16 protein-coding genes are annotated in these 17,889 nt (G+C 70.5%); 6 read left to right on the top strand and 10 right to left on the bottom strand.

The features are described from left to right. Nucleotides 1–346: 346 nt before the first annotated feature. The 5 genes from RDV84_RS15385 to RDV84_RS15370 form a co-directional block, all read right to left on the bottom strand. Nucleotides 347–1,690, bottom strand: coding sequence for a DEAD/DEAH box helicase (locus tag RDV84_RS15385; RefSeq protein WP_078998103.1), 1,344 nt, complete (start codon nt 1,688–1,690; stop codon nt 347–349). A gap of 415 nt (nt 1,691–2,105) precedes the next feature. After that, nucleotides 2,106–5,681 carry an ABC transporter permease/M1 family aminopeptidase gene (locus RDV84_RS15380; protein ID WP_309150824.1) on the bottom strand — a complete coding sequence of 1,192 codons (3,576 nt, stop codon included), beginning with the start codon at nt 5,679–5,681 and terminating at the stop codon, nt 2,106–2,108. A gap of 10 nt (nt 5,682–5,691) precedes the next feature. Then, nucleotides 5,692–6,585 (bottom strand): ABC transporter ATP-binding protein, encoded by an 894-nt coding sequence (locus tag RDV84_RS15375; RefSeq protein ID WP_057948316.1) that lies wholly within the window; start codon nt 6,583–6,585, stop codon nt 5,692–5,694. A gap of 340 nt (nt 6,586–6,925) precedes the next feature. Beyond that, entirely contained in the window at nt 6,926–7,114 is a 189-nt protein-coding gene (locus RDV84_RS26560) for a DUF6053 domain-containing protein (RefSeq protein ID WP_425606255.1), read from the bottom strand. Next, nucleotides 7,077–8,027, bottom strand: coding sequence for an AraC family transcriptional regulator (locus tag RDV84_RS15370; protein ID WP_309150823.1), 951 nt, complete (start codon nt 8,025–8,027; stop codon nt 7,077–7,079). The genes RDV84_RS26560 and RDV84_RS15370 overlap by 38 nt, the downstream gene beginning before the upstream one ends. A gap of 209 nt (nt 8,028–8,236) precedes the next feature. Between RDV84_RS15370 and RDV84_RS15365 the strand changes: the two genes are divergently transcribed. The 3 genes from RDV84_RS15365 (at nt 8,237) to RDV84_RS15355 (ending at nt 9,897) form a co-directional block, all read left to right on the top strand. Then, the gene (locus RDV84_RS15365) at nt 8,237–8,566 is read left to right on the top strand and encodes a nuclear transport factor 2 family protein (protein ID WP_309150822.1); all 330 of its coding nucleotides are present in this window, start codon (nt 8,237–8,239) and stop codon (nt 8,564–8,566) included. Nucleotides 8,567–8,601: 35 nt separating this feature from the next. After that, on the top strand, nt 8,602–9,375 hold the full coding sequence (locus RDV84_RS15360; protein WP_309150821.1) for an SDR family oxidoreductase: 774 nt from the start codon (nt 8,602–8,604) through the stop codon (nt 9,373–9,375). Nucleotides 9,376–9,624: 249 nt separating this feature from the next. Continuing rightward, nucleotides 9,625–9,897 carry a hypothetical protein gene (locus tag RDV84_RS15355; RefSeq protein WP_309150820.1) on the top strand — a complete coding sequence of 91 codons (273 nt, stop codon included), beginning with the start codon at nt 9,625–9,627 and terminating at the stop codon, nt 9,895–9,897. On the opposite strand, the gene RDV84_RS26555 is transcribed toward RDV84_RS15355, so the two are convergent. Next, entirely contained in the window at nt 9,801–10,007 is a 207-nt protein-coding gene (locus tag RDV84_RS26555) for a DUF6053 domain-containing protein (RefSeq protein ID WP_425606386.1), read from the bottom strand. The genes RDV84_RS15355 and RDV84_RS26555 overlap by 97 nt on opposite strands. Between RDV84_RS26555 and RDV84_RS26550 the strand changes: the two genes are divergently transcribed. The 3 genes from RDV84_RS26550 to RDV84_RS15345 all read left to right on the top strand — a co-directional run bounded on the left by RDV84_RS26550 (nt 9,913) and on the right by RDV84_RS15345 (nt 13,385). Further along, nucleotides 9,913–10,113, top strand: coding sequence for a DUF6053 domain-containing protein (locus tag RDV84_RS26550; RefSeq protein WP_425606256.1), 201 nt, complete (start codon nt 9,913–9,915; stop codon nt 10,111–10,113). The two genes, RDV84_RS26555 and RDV84_RS26550, sit on opposite strands and share 95 nt — an antisense overlap. 33 nt (nt 10,114–10,146) lie before the next feature. Then, nucleotides 10,147–11,337 (top strand): low temperature requirement protein A, encoded by a 1,191-nt coding sequence (locus tag RDV84_RS15350; RefSeq protein ID WP_078999994.1) that lies wholly within the window; start codon nt 10,147–10,149, stop codon nt 11,335–11,337. A gap of 446 nt (nt 11,338–11,783) precedes the next feature. Further along, nucleotides 11,784–13,385, top strand: a complete 1,602-nt coding sequence (locus tag RDV84_RS15345; protein WP_309150819.1) for a BCCT family transporter — start codon at nt 11,784–11,786, stop codon at nt 13,383–13,385. Nucleotides 13,386–13,470: 85 nt separating this feature from the next. Here RDV84_RS15345 and RDV84_RS15340 read toward each other — a convergent pair whose 3' ends face one another. The 4 genes from RDV84_RS15340 to RDV84_RS15325 form a co-directional block, all read right to left on the bottom strand. Continuing rightward, nucleotides 13,471–15,714, bottom strand: a complete 2,244-nt coding sequence (locus RDV84_RS15340; protein ID WP_309150818.1) for a S8 family serine peptidase — start codon at nt 15,712–15,714, stop codon at nt 13,471–13,473. A gap of 300 nt (nt 15,715–16,014) precedes the next feature. Continuing rightward, nucleotides 16,015–16,434: a type II 3-dehydroquinate dehydratase gene (locus RDV84_RS15335; RefSeq protein WP_309150817.1), complete on the bottom strand. Its 420-nt coding sequence runs from the start codon at nt 16,432–16,434 to the stop codon at nt 16,015–16,017. Nucleotides 16,435–16,557: 123 nt separating this feature from the next. Further along, the gene (locus tag RDV84_RS15330) at nt 16,558–17,124 is read right to left on the bottom strand and encodes a type II secretion system protein GspG (protein ID WP_309150816.1); all 567 of its coding nucleotides are present in this window, start codon (nt 17,122–17,124) and stop codon (nt 16,558–16,560) included. A 53-nt stretch (nt 17,125–17,177) separates the two neighbouring features. Then, nucleotides 17,178–17,870, bottom strand: coding sequence for a M24 family metallopeptidase (locus tag RDV84_RS15325; RefSeq protein WP_309150815.1), 693 nt, complete (start codon nt 17,868–17,870; stop codon nt 17,178–17,180). Nucleotides 17,871–17,889 lie beyond the last annotated feature (19 nt).

The raw sequence follows: 17,889 nt of genomic DNA, 5'->3' as shown, positions 1-17,889 counted from the left end.
ATCCTTGTGCGCGCTGCACGGCGCGCAAGCGCCGGTTTCGCGGCCGCTCCATCGGCGAGTAACAGTTCAGCCAGCCGCTTTCATCTCTTTCGACCGCACGCGGCCGGAGAGAAGCGGCGTCGCAGTCCCCTGTCGCGACAGCCGGTATGAGTCGGATCCACAAACCTGTGGCTGTTTATAGCAGAGCGCAGCCGCAACGGATGAGACCGGCCGAATCGCGACACAGAAATAAACAGCAGGTGCCGCGCCTGCACACCGATAGCATCCACGCTGCTTGACACCGCACACCCTCAAAGAAAAAGGCCGGCAATGCCGGCCTCTTTCATCTGCAACCAAGCGCAGCCGGTCACCCCGCGCTGCGATCCCGGCGCTGCCCCTGCTGCTGGCCGCCGCCGTTGCCGCCGCGGTGCTGCTTCGGGCCGGCGTGCGCATGACGCGGCGCCGGCTTGCCGTGCGGACGGTGGGCGGGCTTGCGCGGGGCATTGTTGCCGCGGTTGTTGCCGCCCGGGCCCGGACGGCGCGCGCCGGGGGCGTCGGAGCCCATGCGCAGCGGGCGCGAGGGTTCGAAGCCGGCGACGCTGACCATCTCGATGTCGTCCTTGAGGATGCGCTGGATCTGCCGCAGCAGGCCGGCTTCGTCCGGCGAGACCAGCGACAGGGCTTCGCCGGTGGCGCCGTTGCGGCCGGTGCGGCCGATGCGGTGGACGTAGTCCTCGGCCACCATCGGCAGGTCGAAGTTGATCACCAGCGGCAGGCTCGGGATGTCCAGGCCGCGCGCGGCGACGTCGGTGGCGACCAGCACGCGGGCCTTGTTCGCCTTGAAGTCGCGCAGGGCTTTCTGGCGCTGGGCCTGGCTCTTGTTGCCGTGGATCGCGACGGCCTTCAGGCCGGCGTCTTCGAGCTGTTCGGCCAGGCGGTTGCAGCCGTGCTTGGTGCGGCCGAACACGATCACCTGATCGTTCGGGCGCGCGGCCAGGATCTGGATCAGCAGGTCGCGCTTGCGGCCGCCGTCGACCGGATGCACGCGGTGGCTGATCGCGTCGGCCACGACGTTCTTGGCGGCGATCTGCACCTGCTGCGGGGTGCGCATGAACTCCAGCGCCAGCTGCTTGATCTGGGCCTCGAACGTGGCCGAGAACAGCAGGGTCTGGCGGCTGGCCGGCAGGCGGCCGAGGATGCGCTTGATCGCCGGCAGGAAGCCCATGTCGAGCATGCGGTCGGCTTCGTCCATGACCAGCAGTTCGACCGCGTCGAGCTTGGCGCTGCCGCGCTCGAGGTGGTCGATCAGGCGGCCCGGGGTGGCCACCAGCACGTCGACGCCGCGGCGCAGCGCGTCGAGCTGCGGGCCCATGCCGGCGCCGCCGTAGATGGCGTGAACGTTCAGGCGCAGGTACTTGGCGTAGCCGCGCAGGCTGTCGCTGACCTGCAGCGCCAGCTCGCGGGTCGGCGCCAGGATCAGCGCGCGCGGCTTGCGCGGGCCGCCCTGCGGCGCGGCGGTGGCCAGGCGGTGCAGCAGCGGCAGGCCGAACGCGGCGGTCTTGCCGGTGCCGGTCTGGGCGCCGCCGAGCAGGTCGTGGCCGGCCATCGCCAGCGGGATCGCTTCGGCCTGGATCGGGGTGGGGGTGGCGTAGTTCTGCTCGGACAGCGCGCGCAGCAGCGCGGGCGCCAGGCCCAGGGATTCGAACGTCATTGCTTTGGTACTCCGGATGTTCGCGCCGACGTGCCGGCCGCGCCATCGGCGCGCCGGACCTTCATTGGTCGCGTGATGACTCCAGCGTTCCCTTGAACCGCGCTGCGAGTCTCTATGTTTGACGACGCCGGAAGCTCCGGGCCGTGTCTGCGCGACGAAAGACGTGCGGGATAAGAAGTCGCGCCGCGGCCGTACCGGCATGTGCGGGGCGACGGGCAACCTGGGAAACGTACCCTTGCGGGGAGGCAGCCGTGCGCTGAACGGGGCGGACTCTACGCTAAAACAGTCGCTTACGCCAGCCACGCCGGGAGGCGGGCTCAGCCGGCGCTCATTGCGGTCGAGCCGGGACCGGGGACCGGGGACCCGGGACCGAAGGGCTCAAAGCCCTGGTCCCTGGTCCCTGGTCCCGGCTCCCTCACAGCTTCTTGCGATTGTCGGTCGGCACCCGGTCGATCAGCTTGTTGTACGGATCGAAGCCGACCTCGTACGGCGCCTGGTCGACCACCGCGGTCACGGTGAATTCGCCCTCGGTGACGCGGCGGCGCTGCAGGTACAGGACCTTCTCGTCCTCCTCCTTGCCCGAGGCGCCGCGCGCGAACACCCCGACCTCGATCCAGTCGTCCATGCGTCCGGGCGTCTCGCGGCCCTTGCCGTCGGCATAGCGCTTGCCCGCCTGCAGCTTCATCGTCACCTCGTACTTGCCGTCGGCCCGCTGCTTCGACGAGGCCGCCAGCACCCGGTTGTCGTAGAAGCCGATCTTCTCGAACAAGTCGGTGATCAGCGCCTGCTGGTCGGGCCGGGCCTCGCTGCGCAGGTACGTCAGCAATTCGGCCGAATTGGTGTACGGCGGCTGCTGGTAGCCCTTGTCGAGCAGGAAGCGCTTGAGCGCGCGGTTGACCGCGTCCTCGCCGAGCTCCTCGCGCAGCCGGTAGAACACCAGCGAGCCCTTGCGGTAATGGATGTAGGGCTGGTTCTCGACCCGGTACAGCGGCAGCTCCTCGACCCGCTCGCCGGCGCGGTCGGACAGGTAGCGGTCCAGTTCGTACTTGAGGAAGCGGCGCATCTTGGCGCGGCCGTATTCCTTCTCCATCACCATCAGCGCCGAGTACTGCGACAGCGATTCCGACAGCACGGTCGAGCCCTGCTGGTCGGCGCCGATCACCTGGTGCGCCCACCACTGGTGCGCGACTTCGTGCGCGGTCACGTAGAACACGTAGTCGATCGCCGCCGGATCGCGCAGGTCGGCGACGAAACCGATCGATTCGGAGAACGGAATGGTGTTGGCGAAGCTCTGGGCGAAGGTCTCGTAGCCGGGGAACTCGATGATCCGCACCTGGCGGTGCTGGTACGGGGTGAAGTGGGTCTGGAAGTACTCCAGCGAACGCTGGGTGCCGGCGATCATCCGATCGACGTTGAACTCGTGCTTGGGATCGTAGTAGATCTCGATCGCGATCCCGCCCGGATAGGTAGCGCGCTTGACCTTCCAGCGCGCCGACAGGTACGAGTAGAACGGCAGCATCGGCCGGTCCATCGCGTAGTCGAAGCACTTGCGCCCGTCTTTTTCGTATTCGCGCACCAGATAGCCCGGCGACAGCGCGATCTGGTCCGGCGCGGTGCAGATCGAAGTCTTGAAGTCGATCCAGTCGGCGTCGCTGGCGATGTAGTGGTGGGCGCGCGCGGCCTGGTCTTCGAGCTTGGCCATGCGCGGCACGTCGCCGAGGCCGCGCTTGCGGCGTTCGTTGCGGTCCTGCAGCTGGCGGCCCGGGTCGTAGCCGAAATGCGGGAACGCGCCGGAGTTGAAGAAGCTGCCGTTGCCGACGATGGCGTGCTGGCCCGGCTCGTTGCTGAAGCCGCGCACGTGCCGCGACTGCACGAAGGTCAGCTCGCGCCGCTCGCCCGGCTGCATCGGCCGGTCGAGGCGATAGATGCGGTAACCCAGGCGCTCGTCGTCGCGCAGCAACTTCGCGCCGCCGAAGTCCAGCGCCTCGATCTTCGACTCCGGATCGACCTGGAGATGGAACTCGGCGATCGGCGCGGCGTGCGGGTTGACGATGGTGTAGCGGCCGCTGGCGCTGACGCCGAGGGTTTCCGGGCGCAGGTCGACGGCGTTGTCGACCGCGACGATCCGCGGCTGCGGCAGGTCCTTGTACTTGCGGTAGTCCTTCTCGTAGCGCGCGCGCTCGTCCATCGCCAGGTCCGACGGCAAATAGCGGTTGAGCACGTTGGTGTTCCAGAAGATCCACGCGCCGGTCGCCGCCCACGCCAGCAGCGCGGCGGCGAGGGCCAGCCGCGGCCCGCCGCGCAGGCGCTCGCGCGCCAGCCGCAACCGCTCGCGCCAGTGGCCGGGAATGCCGCGCACCCAGAACGCCGCGGCCACCAGCAGCAACGCGCACAGGAACAGGCCCCAATAGCCCTGGAACCACAACCGCCCGGCGAGGAAATGGCCGTAGCCGTTCATGTCCGAATACGGCGCGTCGGGCGCGTTGGCGTAGTTGTAGAGGTTGTGCTCGAAGTGCAGCATCCCCAGCGTCGCCTGCGCCACCACCACTGCGATGGTCAGGCCGTAGCCGATGAAGCGGTTGTTGCACAGCACCTGCAGCACCAGCGCCAGCCCGCCCATCAGCACGTACGGGATCGACGCCAGCAACAGACCCTTGAGGTACAGCAACGGTTCCAGCGCAGTGTAGCCCTTGAACAATTGCACGCCCATCGCGGCGACGCCGCCGATGGCCTGGAACGCCAGCACCACCGCGATCAGGGCGACGAACTTGCTCAGCATCGGCACCCAGTTCGGCACCGGCATCGCGTCGGTCACCTCGCCGAGCCGGGCGCTGCGTTCCTTGAACACCAGGTCGCCGGCGTAGAACATCGCGATCAGCACCAGCATGTAGCTGTAGCTGCCCTGCAAGGCCTGCAGCATCAGCGCGGTGGTCGGATAGACCTGGGTCCCGAACAGGCGCTGCATGCTGCTGGCGCCCATGATGAAGTTGAACGCGGCGAAGGCCAGCATGATCAGGAACGGCACGCTCTTGAACACGCCGACCGCGTCGAGCCGCACGCTGGCCCAGAACTGCGCGCGCACGGTCGCCGCGTCGAACGCGGGCCGCACCGGCGCGACCCGCGCGGACGCCGCGCGCGGCGCCGGCGCCGTCGCGGGCTTGGCCTTGCGCCGCAGCCAGCCGCGGCCGGTGCCGGTGCGCTGCGGTTTGAACAAGGCGAAGGCGGCGGCGATCATCGCCGCGCCCACGCTCAGCCACAGCGCGCGATTGAGCAGCAGGTAGCCGGCCAAGTCCGGCAGGCGGCTGTTGAGTTCGGGCGCGGTCCAGTAGCGCGTGGTGCGCGCGAACGCGGTCAGGCCGAACGGGTCGATCATCGCCGAGACCAGTTCGTTGTCGAGGTCGCGCACCAGCGCGCCGGCCAGCGAGCGCAGCACGAAGAAGCCGATCACGCCCAGGTACACCACCAGCAGGTTGCGTCCGGTCACCGCCAGCAGCGCCAGCAGCGCGCCGATGAACACCAGGTTCGGCAGCACCAGCACGCCCATGCTCCAGACGTAGGGGTACAGCGAGAACGCGCCGAGCCGCTCGGGGTCGATCCACGGCATCGCCGGCGCGATCATCAGCCCCAGCGTGACCATCGCATAGACCAGCAGACACGCGGCCATCGCCCCGGCGAAACGGCCGACGAGGAAGTCGCGCTTGCGCATCGGGCTGGAGAAGAACAGGTCGGCCGTGCCCATCTCGAAATCGCGCAGCAGCGCGTTGGAGACGAAGGCGGCGATCGCGAACAGGCTCAGCAGACTCATGAAGCCGTAGAACATCGCGATGGTGGTCGGCGCGTTGCGGTTGACGTTGCCGACGCCGCCGCCGATCTGCACCGCGTCGCTGCTGGCCGCGGCGAAGGTCATCAGCCCGAACATGATCGCCAGCACCCACAGCAGCGGCGAGCGCAGTTGCTGGCGCAACTCGAAGCGGAAGAATTCGTAGGTCATCGCTCGCGCCTCAAGCCGCGACGCGCGAATGCTTGCGCAGGCGCTGGAAGTACACGTCCTCCAGGTCCGGCGCGACCGGCTCGAAGCCCTCCTCCGGCGCGTCGGCGCTGAACACGTGGATCACCGGCTGGCCGCCGACCAGGCGGGTGGACAGCACGGTGAAGCGGGTCTCGTAGCTGTCGAGTTCGGACTTGGGCACCTGCCGCCGCCACACCTGTCCGGTCAGCGCGGCGATCGCCGCGTTCGGTTCGCCGCTCAGCAGAACCTTGCCCTTGTCGACGATGGCCATGGTCGGGCACAGGTCGGTGACGTCCTCGACGATGTGGGTGGACAGGATCACCGCGACGTTCTCGCCGATCTCGGCCAGCAGGTTGAGGAAACGGTTGCGCTCTTCCGGATCGAGGCCGGCGGTGGGCTCGTCGACGATCACCAGGCGCGGATCGCCGAGCAGCGCCTGGGCGATGCCGAAGCGCTGGCGCATGCCGCCGGAAAAGCCGCCGAGTTTCTGCTTGCGCACGTTCCACAGGTTGACCTGGTGCAGCAGGCCCTCGACCACCTCGCGCCGCTGCTTGCGTTCGCCCAGCCCCTTGAGCACGGCGAAATGATCGAGCAGGTCCAGCGCGCTGACCTTGGGATAGACGCCGAAGTCCTGCGGCAGGTAGCCCAGCAGCCGCCGCACCGCGTCCTTCTCGCGCAGCACGTCGATGCGGCGACCGTCGGTCTCCAGCACCGCGCTGCCGCCGTCGGCCTCCTGCAGCGTCGCCAGGGTGCGCATCAGCGAGGACTTGCCGGCGCCGTTGGGACCGAGCAGGCCGAACATCCCGCGCGGGATGTCCAGGCAGATGCCGTCCAGGGCGCGCACCCCGTTGGCGTAGGTCTTGGTGAGGTCGCGGATGGTCAGCATCGGATGGGGTCTCGGGCGGGCGGCGGACGGGCCGGCGGGCGGGGAGGAACAGGGCGCGGGCCGGACGCGGAGCCGCGGCCGGCTGAGCACGATGCTAGCGGCGGGCCGGGACCGGCCCATGGCCGATTGGGGGGGATGACCGATGGCAGGGCGGGCGGCGGGTGCGTCCGGGGCGGTGCGGTGGCGGCGATGCTGGGCGTTCGCGGGCGGCGGGATTGCGCGCTGGGAGGGATCGGCGCGAGCGGATCGGAAGGCGTCGGGACTGAAGTCCCTCCCACAAAAGCCGAGCGCTCCGGACCCCATACACCGGCATCCCCGCGAAGGCGGGGATCCAGAGAGTTCAGAGTCCTGCCGCGATGAGGCCCTGGATCCACGCCTTCGCGGGGATGACGGACTTGAGGATGGCAGTGCTCACCGGGCCCTCGGTTCTTGTGGGAGGGACTTCAGTCCCGACGCCCTCCGCTCCGCTCGCGGCGATCCGCCCCGCGCCCTCACCCCTGCCGGCGAAACTCGTTCGGCGTGAGCCCATAGCGCTTCCTGAACACCGCCGACAGATGGCTGTGGCTGGAAAACCCGTTCTCCACCGCGATGGTGGCGATGTCGTCGGCGCTGCCGCGCAGGCGCAGGCACACCCGGCGCAGGCGCTGCGCCAGCACGTACTGGATCGGGGTCAGGCCGAAGGCGTGGCGGAACGCGATCAGCAACTGGTGGGTGCTCAGGCCGCCGAGTCCGGCCAGTTCGTCCAGGGTGATGCGCCGGTCTAGATGGGCCTGGATGTGGTCCTCGATCCGCCGCCGCGCCGGCTCGGCCAGGCGCACCGGCGCCGGCGCGGCGCGCGCGGCCGTGCCGGCGCCGTGTTCGCGCAACAGGTGCAGGCACAGCGCCTGGCCCAGCGATTCGCGCAGCATCGCGGCGAGGTCGTCGCCGGCTTCGCTGAGCTGGGCCAGGCGCGCGGCGATGCCGTGCACGAACGGATCGCGGTGCTTCATCCGCGCGGCCAGCCCCGCACCATCGCCCAGGCCGGGCGCGAGCGCGGCGAAGCCGGCCGGGTCGATGTTGAGCTCGGCGTAGGCGATCTCGCCGCCGAGCGCGCGGCCGAGATAGCGACGGCCGGCCGGGATCAGCCACCAGTCGCCCGCGGCCGGCGCCGCGCGCAGGCGGCCGGCGCCGTCGATGCGGGTCTCGAGCCGGCGCATCGGGCCGTCGAGATGGACGATCAGGGTGTGGCGCGCGTGCTCCAGGCTCCACTGGGTGGGCTCGGCGATGTTCTCGGTCGCGAACGCGAACTGCAGGCCGGGGCCGAGTTCGAGCTCGTGCCGGCGCTCGACCCGGCGCTGCCGCGCCCAGCCGCGCGCGGCCGCTTCGCCCAGCGCCGCGGCGCCGTCCAGGCCGGTGCGCTCGGCTTCGCCGGCACGCGGAGAAATTGACAGTGCGTCGGACATGTTGAAAGCGCAGCGGACCTTGGCCGATGTAAACATGACTCAGCTCACAAATGCGTCAAGGCGGTGTGTTTCCGATGCTCGGCTTCGTTGGCCCCGCCCGCCCTCGTCCACCCGTCGCGCCCGGCGCCCGCGTCTTCGCCGCGGCGCTGGCGCTCGCAGCCGCCCTGGCCGTCGTCCCGGCCAGCGCCTTCGCCCAGGAACCCGCCGCCATGTCCGCCCCCGCCCTGCCCTCGCCCCTCGCCGAGTTCGTCGCCGCGGTCAATCGCGGCGACGCCGCCGCCGCGCTGGCCTTCTTCGGCCGCGACGGCGTGGTCGACGACTGGGGCACGCGCTATGTCGGCGCCGCGGCGATCGCGCAGTGGAGCGCGCGCGAATTCGTCGGCGCGCGCGGCCGACTGACTCCGACCCGGGTCGGCCGCGACGGCGGGCGCATCGTCGTCGACGCCGGCTGGACCAGCGATTTCTACAGCGGCGACAGCCGCTTCGTGTTCACCGTGGACGGCGCGCGCATCCGCGAGATGCGCATCGTCGGCCACTGATTGCCCGTCCGTCCCTCACCCCCAAGGAGATTTCCATGCCCGACCGTTCCCTCACCGGCAAGCACGTCGTCATCGGCGGAGGCGCCAAGAACCTCGGCGGCCTGATCTCGCGCGAGCTCGCCCAGGCCGGCGCCGCCGGCATCGCCGTGCACTACAACTCCGACGCCACCCGCGCCGCGGCCGAAGAGACCGTGGCCGCGGTCAAGGCCGCCGGCGCCGACGCCTTCGCCCACCAGGGCGATCTGACCCGTCCGGCCGAAGTGGCCAAGCTGTTCGACGCGGCCAAGGCGAAGTTCGGCAAGCTCGACATCGCCATCAACACCACCGGCATGGTGATCAAGAAGCCGCTGGTGGAAGTGACCGAGGCCGAGTACGACACCATGTTCGCGGTCAATTCCAAGGCCGCGTTCTTCTTCATCCAGGAAGCCGGCAAGAAGCTCGCCGACGACGGCAACATCTGCACCATCGTCAGCTCGCTGCTGGCCGCGTACACGCCGTTCTACGCGGTGTATCCGGGCAGCAAGGCGCCGATCGAGCACTTCACCCGCGCCGCGTCGAAGGAGTTCGGCGAGCGCGGCATTTCGGTCAACGCGGTCGGCCCGGGGCCGATGGATACGCCGTTCTTCTATCCGGCCGAGTCCAAGGAATCGGCCGCCTACCACGCCACCGCCGCGGCGCTGAGCAACCGCACCAAGAGCGGCCTGACCGAGATCCAGGACATCGCCCCGCTGGTGAAATTCCTGGTCACCGACGGTTGGTGGATCACCGGGCAGACGATCTTCGCCAACGGTGGGTACACCACGCGCTGAGGGCGCATGGCGGGTCCGGCGCGTCCGTGCGGATCTTGCGGCGGCGGGGCTCGAACGCTTCGCCGCCGTCTCGTCCGGGAGACGACCGCGGTCGGCAACGACAGCGAACGCCGATCTGCACGCGGCTTGCACGCGCCGGTGCGAAAGATGGCCGCACGTTCGCGCTGCCGCAGCCGCCCCGCCATCGAACGCATCGTTGTCGAACGCATCGTTGTCGAACGCCTTCCTATCGAAGCCAGGGGAACCCGCATGCACACCGTCCTCGTCATCCTCGGCGGTTTCGCCCTGCTCGCCGTGTGCCTGCTCGTCGGCCGAGGCCTCGGCGGCCCCGGCGCGGCGCCGCTGATCCTGGCGATCCAGGCCTTCCTGCCGCTGTGGCTGCTCGGCGCGGGGATCAACCTGTACATCGGCGTCGCCCGCGCCGGCTACACCGTGGCCGAGGAGTTGCCGATCTTCCTCGGCGTGTACGCCGTGCCGGCCGCAGTCGCCGCGTTGCTGTGGTGGCGGCTGGCCAAGAGCTGAAGGCGACTGGCTGCGGTGGGAGGGCCCTCAGGCCCGATGCATTTGTCCCGGATCGCCGCGACCGGAGCGAAAGGCATCGGGCCTGAAGGCCCTCCCACCACGACGCGCATCGGGCCTGAAGGCCCTCCCACTGCAACGCGCGTCGGGCCTGAAGCCCCTCTCATGGACACCCGCCCTCTCCCGCCTGCACGCCGCCTGCGCGAGCCGTCGCGCTAGTCTGTTTCCGCTCCCGCCCCGGCCCCTCCGCTCATGACCCCATCCCGCCCCAGCCTGCTGCGCCTGCGCGAAGGCCACGCCAAGGTCGGCTTCGCCGAACTGTTCTTCGACCTGGTGTTCGTGTTCGCCGTCACCCAGCTCTCGCACACCCTGCTCGAACACCTCGACCTCGCCGGCGCGCTGCGCACCGGGCTGCTGTTCCTGGGCGTGTGGTGGCTGTGGATCTACACCTCCTGGGTCACCAACTGGCTCGACCCGGAAAAGGTTCCGGTGCGGCTGATGATCTTCGCGCTGATGCTCGGCGGCCTGTTGCTGTCCTCGTCGCTGCCGCACGCCTTCGCCGAGCGCGGACTGGCCTACGGCGCGACCTTCGCCGCGATGCAGGTCGGGCGCACGGCGTTCATGCTGTGGGCGCTGCGCGGCGGCCGCAGTCCCGGCAATTTCCGCAACTTCGTCCGCATCCTGGTGTGGCTGTGCGTGTCGGCGGTGTTCTGGCTGCTCGGCGGGCTGGCCGAACCCGAGGCGCGGCTGTGGTGGTGGCTGGCCGCGGTCGCGATCGAATACCTCGGCCCGATCTCGTTCTTCCGCGTGCCCGGCCTGGGCCGCTCGTCGCTGACCGACTGGGACATCGAGGGCGGCCACCTGTCCGAGCGCTGCGGCCTGTTCGTGATCATCGCGCTGGGCGAATCGATCCTGATCACCGGCGCCACCTACGCCAAGCTCGACTGGAACCCGACCACGCTGGCGGCGTTCGTGAGCGCGTTCCTCGGCAGCGTGGCGATGTGGTGGATTTACTTCGACAGCGGCGCGGCGCGCGGCGAACACCGCATGGTCCACGGCGGCGACGCGGCGCGTCAGGCGCGGCTGGCCTACACCTACCTGCATCTGCCGATCGTCGGCGGCATCATCGTCTGCGCGGTCGCCGACGAACTGGTGCTGGTGCATCCGGGCCACGCCGATGCTGCCGGCGTCGCCGCCATCGTCGGTGGTCCGGCGCTGTACCTGCTGGGCTGCGCGTTGTTCAAGTGGGTCACCAACACGCGCAGGTTCCCGCCGCTGTCGCACCTGGCCGGGCTGGCGATGCTGCTCGCGCTGTGGTTCGCCGCCGGCCCGCTGCATCTGTCGGCGCTGGCGCTCGGCGCGGCGACCACGACGGTGTTCGTCGTCGTCGCCGGCTGGGAGACCGCGGCGCTGCGGCGCGGCAACGCCGCGCCGGCGCACTGAGCGCACGAGCCGAGACATCGACGAGAACGGGCGGCAAAGCCTTACCGGCGCAGCGCCAAGCCTGCTGTGTGAGGGCCTTCAGGCCCGATGCCTTTGTGTCGGATCGAAGTGAGCTGAACGAAAGCATCGGGCCTGAAGGCCCTCCCACCGAAGCTCAAAGGCCTTGCGGCACGATGTGGTCTTGGCCGCGTGAAGGCCGAAAATCCGGCGTTTGCTACAATCGCCGGGCTCCGCATCTCGCACCGGACCCTCGCGTCCGCTTGCGCCGCCACCGCCGCGGCCATGGCTCGCGACGCGGAGCGCCTCCGTCGGTCCCTCATCGCCGCTGCCTCAGTCGGCTGCGCCCGCGCTCGCGGGCGTCCGGGCCGTGTCCGTCCGCTCTCGCGCGTTCCGCGCAGCGGCGCCCTGCGCGCGAAGCATTCGCGCGCCCGCATGGAGAGAGCCCTTTGGTTTTCCGATTGTCCATCGTCCTGCTCGCCGCCCTGGTCGCCGCCGGCGCGCTGATCCCGCAGGAATTCAACGCCGCCGCGCAATTCGCGCTGGCGCTCACCGTGGCCAAGGCCGGCTGGCTGTACCTGATCGTGGTGTTCGCCGCGCTGCTGTTCCTGCTGTATCTCTCGCTCGGCCGCTTCGCCGACCTGCGCATCGGCGGCGACGACGCCGAACCCGAGTTTTCGCGCACCAGTTGGCTGTCGATGCTGTTCGCCGCCGGCATGGGCATCGGCCTGGTGTTTTGGGGCGCGGCCGAACCGATCTCGCACTTCCAGCACCCGCCCGAGGGGCTGACGCCGGAAAGCATGCAGGCCGCGCGCGCGTCGATGCGCTATGTGTTCTTCCACTGGGGCCTGCACCCGTGGGCGATCTACGCCCTGGTCGGGCTGGCGATGGCCTGGTTCCAGTTCAACCGCAACGGCCGCGGCCAGATCAGCGATCTGCTGCAACCGCTGATCGGGCGCTGGCACCGGCGCTGGCCCGGCAAGCTGGTCGATGTCGCCGCGGTGGTCGCCACCGCGATCGGCGTGGCCACCACGCTGGGCTTCGGCACCATCCAGATCAGCGCCGGCCTGGGGCGCGTGTTCGGCCTGCAGGCGACGCCGGCGCTGCAGCTGTGCGTGGTCGCGGTGGCGTTCGTGCTGTACATGGCCTCGACCCTCACCGGCCTGCACCGCGGCATCAAATGGCTGAGCAACCTGAACCTCGCCCTGGCCGCGCTGCTGCTGGCCTTCGTGCTGGTGGCCGGGCCGACCGCGTTCGTGTTCGAGACCTTCACCACCACGCTCGGCAGCTACATCAACCAACTGCCGAACATGAGCCTGCGCATGGCGCCGTTCTCGCGCGACCCGTGGGTCGGCGAATGGACGATCTTCTACTGGGCCTGGTGGATCGCCTGGGCGCCGTTCGTGGGCAGCTTCATCGCCCGCATCTCGCGCGGCCGGCGCATCCGCGAATTCGTGTTCGGGGTGGTGCTGGTGCCGTCGCTGATGAGCTTCGTGTGGTTCGCCACCTTCGGCGGCACCGCGCTGTGGGCGCAGATGTTCGCCGGCGCCGACCTCGGCGGCGCGCTGGCGCAGGGCTACGAGCAGGTGCTGTTCTCGCTGCTCGACCAGTTGCCGGGGGCGCACCTGCTGGCGGTGGCGGCGATCGCGCTGCTGATGATCTTCTTCGTCACCTCGGCCGACTCCGCCACCCTGGTGCTGGCGAGCATGTCCAGCGACGAACGCGAGGACCCGCCGCTGTGGCGGCGCGCGGTGTGGGGCGCGATCCAGGCGCTGATCGCGGTGACCTTGCTGCTGGCCGGCGGGTTGGATGCGCTGCAAGGCGCGATCACCGTCGCCGCGCTGCCGTTCGCGCTGTTGCTGGCGCTGATCATGTGGTCGCTGTATCGCGCGCTGGATCAGGAATACGTACGCCAGCAGCGGCAGGCGGCGCGCTTCCGCCATGCGATGCAGCGCTGGCTGCAGCGCGAGGACGCCGGCGCCGACGCCTCGGCGCAGCCCCAGTCCCAGCAAGCGCCGCGCGGGCCCGCGTCGGCCGACGCCGCCGCATGAAAAACGGCGGGAGCCTCACTAGGCTCCCGCCGCGTCCGACACTTGGGCGCACGCCCGGCCGCAACGGCCGGGCGCGCGCGTGGGCTTACTGGCGCGACTCGCAGGTCGCCTGGTTCTGGTCGACGCGGATCTGCCGTTCCTGCGCGGTCAGTTGTTCCTGCAGGAAGTCGATCACGTTGTCGCGGTACGCCGCGGCGGTGAAGCAGGCGTCCGAGTTGGCGTGGAAGCGCACGCGCCCGTAGCCGCAGCTGCCGTCGTGGCCGACCGCGCCGAGGTCGTTGCCGCCGGTGCGGCCGACCTGCTGCAGGCTGTCGCGGGTGGCGTTGGCCAGCGCCAGGCGCTTGGCCGCGGTGTCCTGAACGTCCGGCGGATCTTGCCCGTCCTGCGCGTCGCCCTGCGCCAATTCGATCTGCCGTTGCAGCACCAGCGCGGCCAGGCCGGCCACGTGCGGCGTCGCCGAGGACGTGCCGTTGAACTCGCCCGGCCCGTAGGACACGGTATCGACGTTGGCGAAGCTGGCGGCGTTGGGCTTGGGGTTGTTGTCCGCGCCGTTGCCCGGCAGCGCGCCGCCGGCGGCCAGCGCCGGGCCGCGCGAGCTGTAGTTCTCCAGCGCCGAATCGCCGACGTTGAGCGCGGCGATGGTCAGCACGTCGGCGGTATCGGCCGGGAAACTGAGGCTGCGCTCGGGCACCGAGCGGCCGATGCCCCAGTTGGCGAACAGCTGCAGATTGTTGTTGGCGCCGGCGGTGTTGCGGCTGACCCGCACCGCGTAGACCGCGCCGCGGTTGCCGCACTCGCGCGTGGCCTGGTTGGCCGGCGGGGTGTAGTTGAAGCGCTCCACCGGCTCCTGGCCGGCGCCGCCGTTCTGGCGCGCGTCGACCGAGCCGACCAGCACCCACGACGCCACGCCTTGCGCGTTCGGGTTGCCGCGGCGGTACAGGTGCAGGCCGTAGTCCTGGTCGGTGAGGTTGGCGGCGTTGGCGCCGCCGGCCCAGTCGTTCCAGAACAGCGAAGCCGACAGGCTGTAGTTGCCGGCCACCGGGAAGCACTGGCCGTTGTTGAGCAGGTTGTAGGTCTCTCCCGCCGCGTTCCAGCGCTGGAAGCCGTTGGCGTCGACGTTGCTGGCGCCGCCCCAGTGCTTGAGCGCTTCGTTGCCGGCGGCGTTGAGCACCACCACGCCGTTGGCGCGGGCGGCGCGGATCGCGTCGTAGAGGCCCTTGAGGAAGCCCAGGCGGCCGCTGCCGTCGCCGATGCTGCCGTTCTCGAAACCGAGCGAGGCGGTGATGACCTGCGCGCGCGGGCGGCCCTGGGCGACGTTGTTCGCGTCGAGGTTGGCGGCGTGGCGCACGGCCGCGGCCCAGTCGTTGTTGTCGCTGGTGTCGTAGGCGATGAAGCTGGCCTGCGGGGCGAGGTCGTAGGCGATCTCGAGCACGGCGTTGCCGTGGCTGGAATCGTCGGCGCCGAAAGCGCCGGCGGCGTCGCGGCGCAGGATCAGGCGATCGGCGTCGGGCCATTCGCCCGCGGCCTGCAACGCGGCGACTTCGCCGTCGGTGTCGTCGAAGCCGTCGATGACCGCGACGGTGATGCCCTCGCCGTTCAAGCCCAGATCGTGCAGGCGCTGCACTTCGCTGGCGGCGGCGCCCTGGGTGGCGACCGGAGCGGGAGCCGCCTGGGCGAAGTTCGGCAGGGTCTTGAGATCCACGCGCGCGACCAGCGCCTGTGCGGCGACCCACTCCATGCGGTCCAGCGGCACGCTCGCGTCGAGCACGGCGGAGCCGGCGATCTGCTGCGCGCGGATGCCGGCGCGCTGCAGGCTGCCGGCCAGTTCGCCGCCCAGGCGCGCGAGCACGCCGGGACGTTCGATCTGTTCGGGCGTGGCGGCGAGGTCGATGTGGACCGATACGCGGTTGTCCTCGCGCAGCTTGGCCGGCACGCCGGCCTGGACCAGCGCGGCGATCTGCACGGCCACGCTCGGCGCGGCGGCGCCGGCGCTGCCGCCCGCGCGGACGGCGCCGGCGGCGACGGCCGACGCGCCCGGCGCGGCGGCGGCGGCTTCGGCGGCCTGCAGGGCCTGCAGCAACTGCCCGCCGAGCTTGGCCTGGGCGTCGTTGCGCGGCTGGGCGAAGGCGTTCAGCGCGACCGGCAGCATGCGCCCGGCCGGCGCCGGCGCGGCGCCCGTCGCGCCCGGATGCGCGGCCTGCGCGCCCGCCGCGGCGACGGACGCAGGCGACGACGAGGACGAGGACAGGCCCGACCACAGCGCGCCGAGGCCGACCGCGATGCCGATGGCGAGCGCGGCGTGACGGCGTTTTCCAGAGGGGATCTTCATGCAGGAACGGCTCCGAATGGGGAAGGTCGAAAAACGCCGGGCGCGACCCGCAGGGGGTTGGCGCGGGCCACGCCCGACATCATGAAAGGACACAAAAAATGCGCCTTTCACTCGATCTAACGCCGGTGGCGAAGCGCCTCCCTACACCGATCGGAAAAAAACTTCAGAACGCTTTCTTATGTAGAAAACACCCTACGTCGCCGCCGGCGACCGCGGCCGCCGGAATGCGATGGGCTGCTCAATTCGCATCGTTGCCGCGGCCGCGCCCGCGACGCCGGATCATCGGCGGCGACCGCCGGCTCAGGCCCGTCCCAACCGCCGCAGCGCGATGCCCAAGGCGAGGCGGTAGCTCGCGGCCAGATCTCCGTTGATGACGATGGTGGCGATCGGCGCGGCGCGCGCGCGCAAGCGCTCGTCGAGCGTGGTGGCGCTGTCGGCGTGCACTTCGATGTAGTCGCTGGGCAGTTCGTCCAGCGCCTGCCGCAGCGGCTCGGGGCTGGCCAGCGCCTGCGGCGCCAGTTCGCCCGGGTCGAGCAGGACGAACTCGCAGCCGCGCCGACGCGCCGCGCGCAGGCTGCCGATCAGTTCGCGCAGGTCCGCGCAGGGCCGCAGTTCGAGGTGGCGGCCGACCGCCTGCGCGAGCCGGCGCAGTTCGGTCAGCCGCCGCGATTGCAGCGGCAGCGCAGCCGGATGGCGGCCTTGCAGGATCAGGATGCTCATGCGTTCGCGACGATGGGGGGATGCGCGCAGCGTGCGCGCCGGCCGCATAAAGCCGCCATGCCGGCCGGCGACGGCGCGCGTAAATTCTTCGCAATCGCCGCATCGCGACGCAGCGATCGCGCGCTATCGATCGCGCCGGCATCCGCTCGCGTCATCGCCGCGCCGCGGCGCCGGTTTGGCCGCTTCGGCGGCTGCGGCCTGGCGCAGCATCAGCGACGGTTGCGGCGTCGTCCGGTACGCGCTGCAATCGATGGCCTGCACCGGCGAGCCGCGGTTGCGCCAGATCTCGCGGTCCAGCGGCGCCAGGCTGCCCTCGAACACGATGTCCGCGTCCTCGTCGCCGCCGCCGGGCAATCCGTCGCGCCCCAGCGAGAACAGGGCGAAGCGGCCCTGGCGGTCGTCGGAGGCGTAGTAGAGCGCGCGGCCCCAGCTGTCGGTCAGGTCGTACTCGTTCGCGTAACGGCCGTAAGGCAGGTCGCCGGCGGTCAGCGTCGACAGCGCCGCGGGCAGGAAGCCGACGTCGCAGCGGAACGCGCGGACCTTTTCGCCGAGTATCGCCACCTGCGCCCGCACCCGCGCATGCGGGGTGCAATGCGGTCCCAGCCACAGGTGCAGCAGCCACACGATCGAGGCCAGCGACCCGACCGCGACGGCCGCGCCGACGACGCGTTTGCGCAACCGCACGTTCATGCCTGCCTCCTGCGATCCGTCCGCTTCCCTGCCGGCGGGCGCGCCGCGCGCCGCTAGACCAGCAGATCCTCGTAGAACGCCCCGAACGGCCGCTCGGGGTGGGCGATCTGGATTTCCAGGATCCACAGCCCCGGCGCCGGCGTGCCTTCGAACTCGCCGAGGTCGCCGGCGCGGTACACCGCATGCGGGAAGTCGCTGACCCGATGGCCCTGGATGTCGAGGTTCAGCCGCCAGCCCAGCGCCTGCGCGCGTTCCTGCGCATAACCGTACAGCTGTGGCCCGCTGGCGCCGCGCTCGCGCCAGCGCTGCGCGACTTCGTCGAACAACTGCCGCGCGGCGGCGGCGCAGGCGTGCATGTCGGCGTCGTCGCCGACCACGAAGGTATCGCCCGAATCGCCTTCGTGGCCGTTCCAGACCACGCCCATGTCGATGAAGTAGATATCGTTCGCGCCCAGTTCCGGATCGCCCTCGGAGCGCTCGCGGAAGGTCTTGAGGGTGTTGGCGCCGAAGCGGATCAGCAGCGGGTGCCAGATCCGGCCCATGCCCATCTCGACCAGGGTGCGCTGGCCCATCTCGCGCGCCTGCGATTCGCGCATCCCCGGCGCGATCTGCGCGCGGATGCGCTCCACCGCCTGCCAGGTCAGCTCGCGCGCGCGTTGCATCGCGTCCGCGTCGAAGGCCGCGCCGACGCGCTGCTTGGGATCGACGCCGTCGCAACCGTTGGCGTTCGCGTTCGTATCGCTCATGGCATCGCTCATGGCCGGG

Origin of the sequence: Lysobacter yananisis, assembly GCF_031199375.1 — a bacterium.
In the GTDB taxonomy this organism is placed as follows: Bacteria; Pseudomonadota; Gammaproteobacteria; order Xanthomonadales; family Xanthomonadaceae; genus Lysobacter; species Lysobacter yananisis.
This window is presented reverse-complemented; position numbering and strand designations above follow the sequence as displayed.

What these genes read in the sequence shown, in the direction of transcription:
- RDV84_RS15380 (WP_309150824.1), bottom strand. Translation starts at nt 5,681, where the DNA reads ATGACCTACGAATTCTTCCGCTTCGAGTTGCGCCAGCAACTGCGCTCG.
- RDV84_RS15350 (WP_078999994.1), top strand. Translation starts at nt 10,147, where the DNA reads ATGACCCCATCCCGCCCCAGCCTGCTGCGCCTGCGCGAAGGCCACGCC.
- RDV84_RS15340 (WP_309150818.1), bottom strand. Translation starts at nt 15,714, where the DNA reads ATGAAGATCCCCTCTGGAAAACGCCGTCACGCCGCGCTCGCCATCGGC.
- RDV84_RS15385 (WP_078998103.1), bottom strand. Translation starts at nt 1,690, where the DNA reads ATGACGTTCGAATCCCTGGGCCTGGCGCCCGCGCTGCTGCGCGCGCTG.
- RDV84_RS15330 (WP_309150816.1), bottom strand. Translation starts at nt 17,124, where the DNA reads ATGAACGTGCGGTTGCGCAAACGCGTCGTCGGCGCGGCCGTCGCGGTC.
- RDV84_RS26560 (WP_425606255.1), bottom strand. Translation starts at nt 7,114, where the DNA reads ATGGGCTCACGCCGAACGAGTTTCGCCGGCAGGGGTGAGGGCGCGGGG.
- RDV84_RS15325 (WP_309150815.1), bottom strand. Translation starts at nt 17,870, where the DNA reads ATGAGCGATACGAACGCGAACGCCAACGGTTGCGACGGCGTCGATCCC.
- RDV84_RS15375 (WP_057948316.1), bottom strand. Translation starts at nt 6,585, where the DNA reads ATGCTGACCATCCGCGACCTCACCAAGACCTACGCCAACGGGGTGCGC.
- RDV84_RS15355 (WP_309150820.1), top strand. Translation starts at nt 9,625, where the DNA reads ATGCACACCGTCCTCGTCATCCTCGGCGGTTTCGCCCTGCTCGCCGTG.
- RDV84_RS15365 (WP_309150822.1), top strand. Translation starts at nt 8,237, where the DNA reads ATGTCCGCCCCCGCCCTGCCCTCGCCCCTCGCCGAGTTCGTCGCCGCG.
- RDV84_RS15370 (WP_309150823.1), bottom strand. Translation starts at nt 8,027, where the DNA reads ATGTCCGACGCACTGTCAATTTCTCCGCGTGCCGGCGAAGCCGAGCGC.
- RDV84_RS26555 (WP_425606386.1), bottom strand. Translation starts at nt 10,007, where the DNA reads ATGCGCGTCGTGGTGGGAGGGCCTTCAGGCCCGATGCCTTTCGCTCCG.
- RDV84_RS15360 (WP_309150821.1), top strand. Translation starts at nt 8,602, where the DNA reads ATGCCCGACCGTTCCCTCACCGGCAAGCACGTCGTCATCGGCGGAGGC.
- RDV84_RS15335 (WP_309150817.1), bottom strand. Translation starts at nt 16,434, where the DNA reads ATGAGCATCCTGATCCTGCAAGGCCGCCATCCGGCTGCGCTGCCGCTG.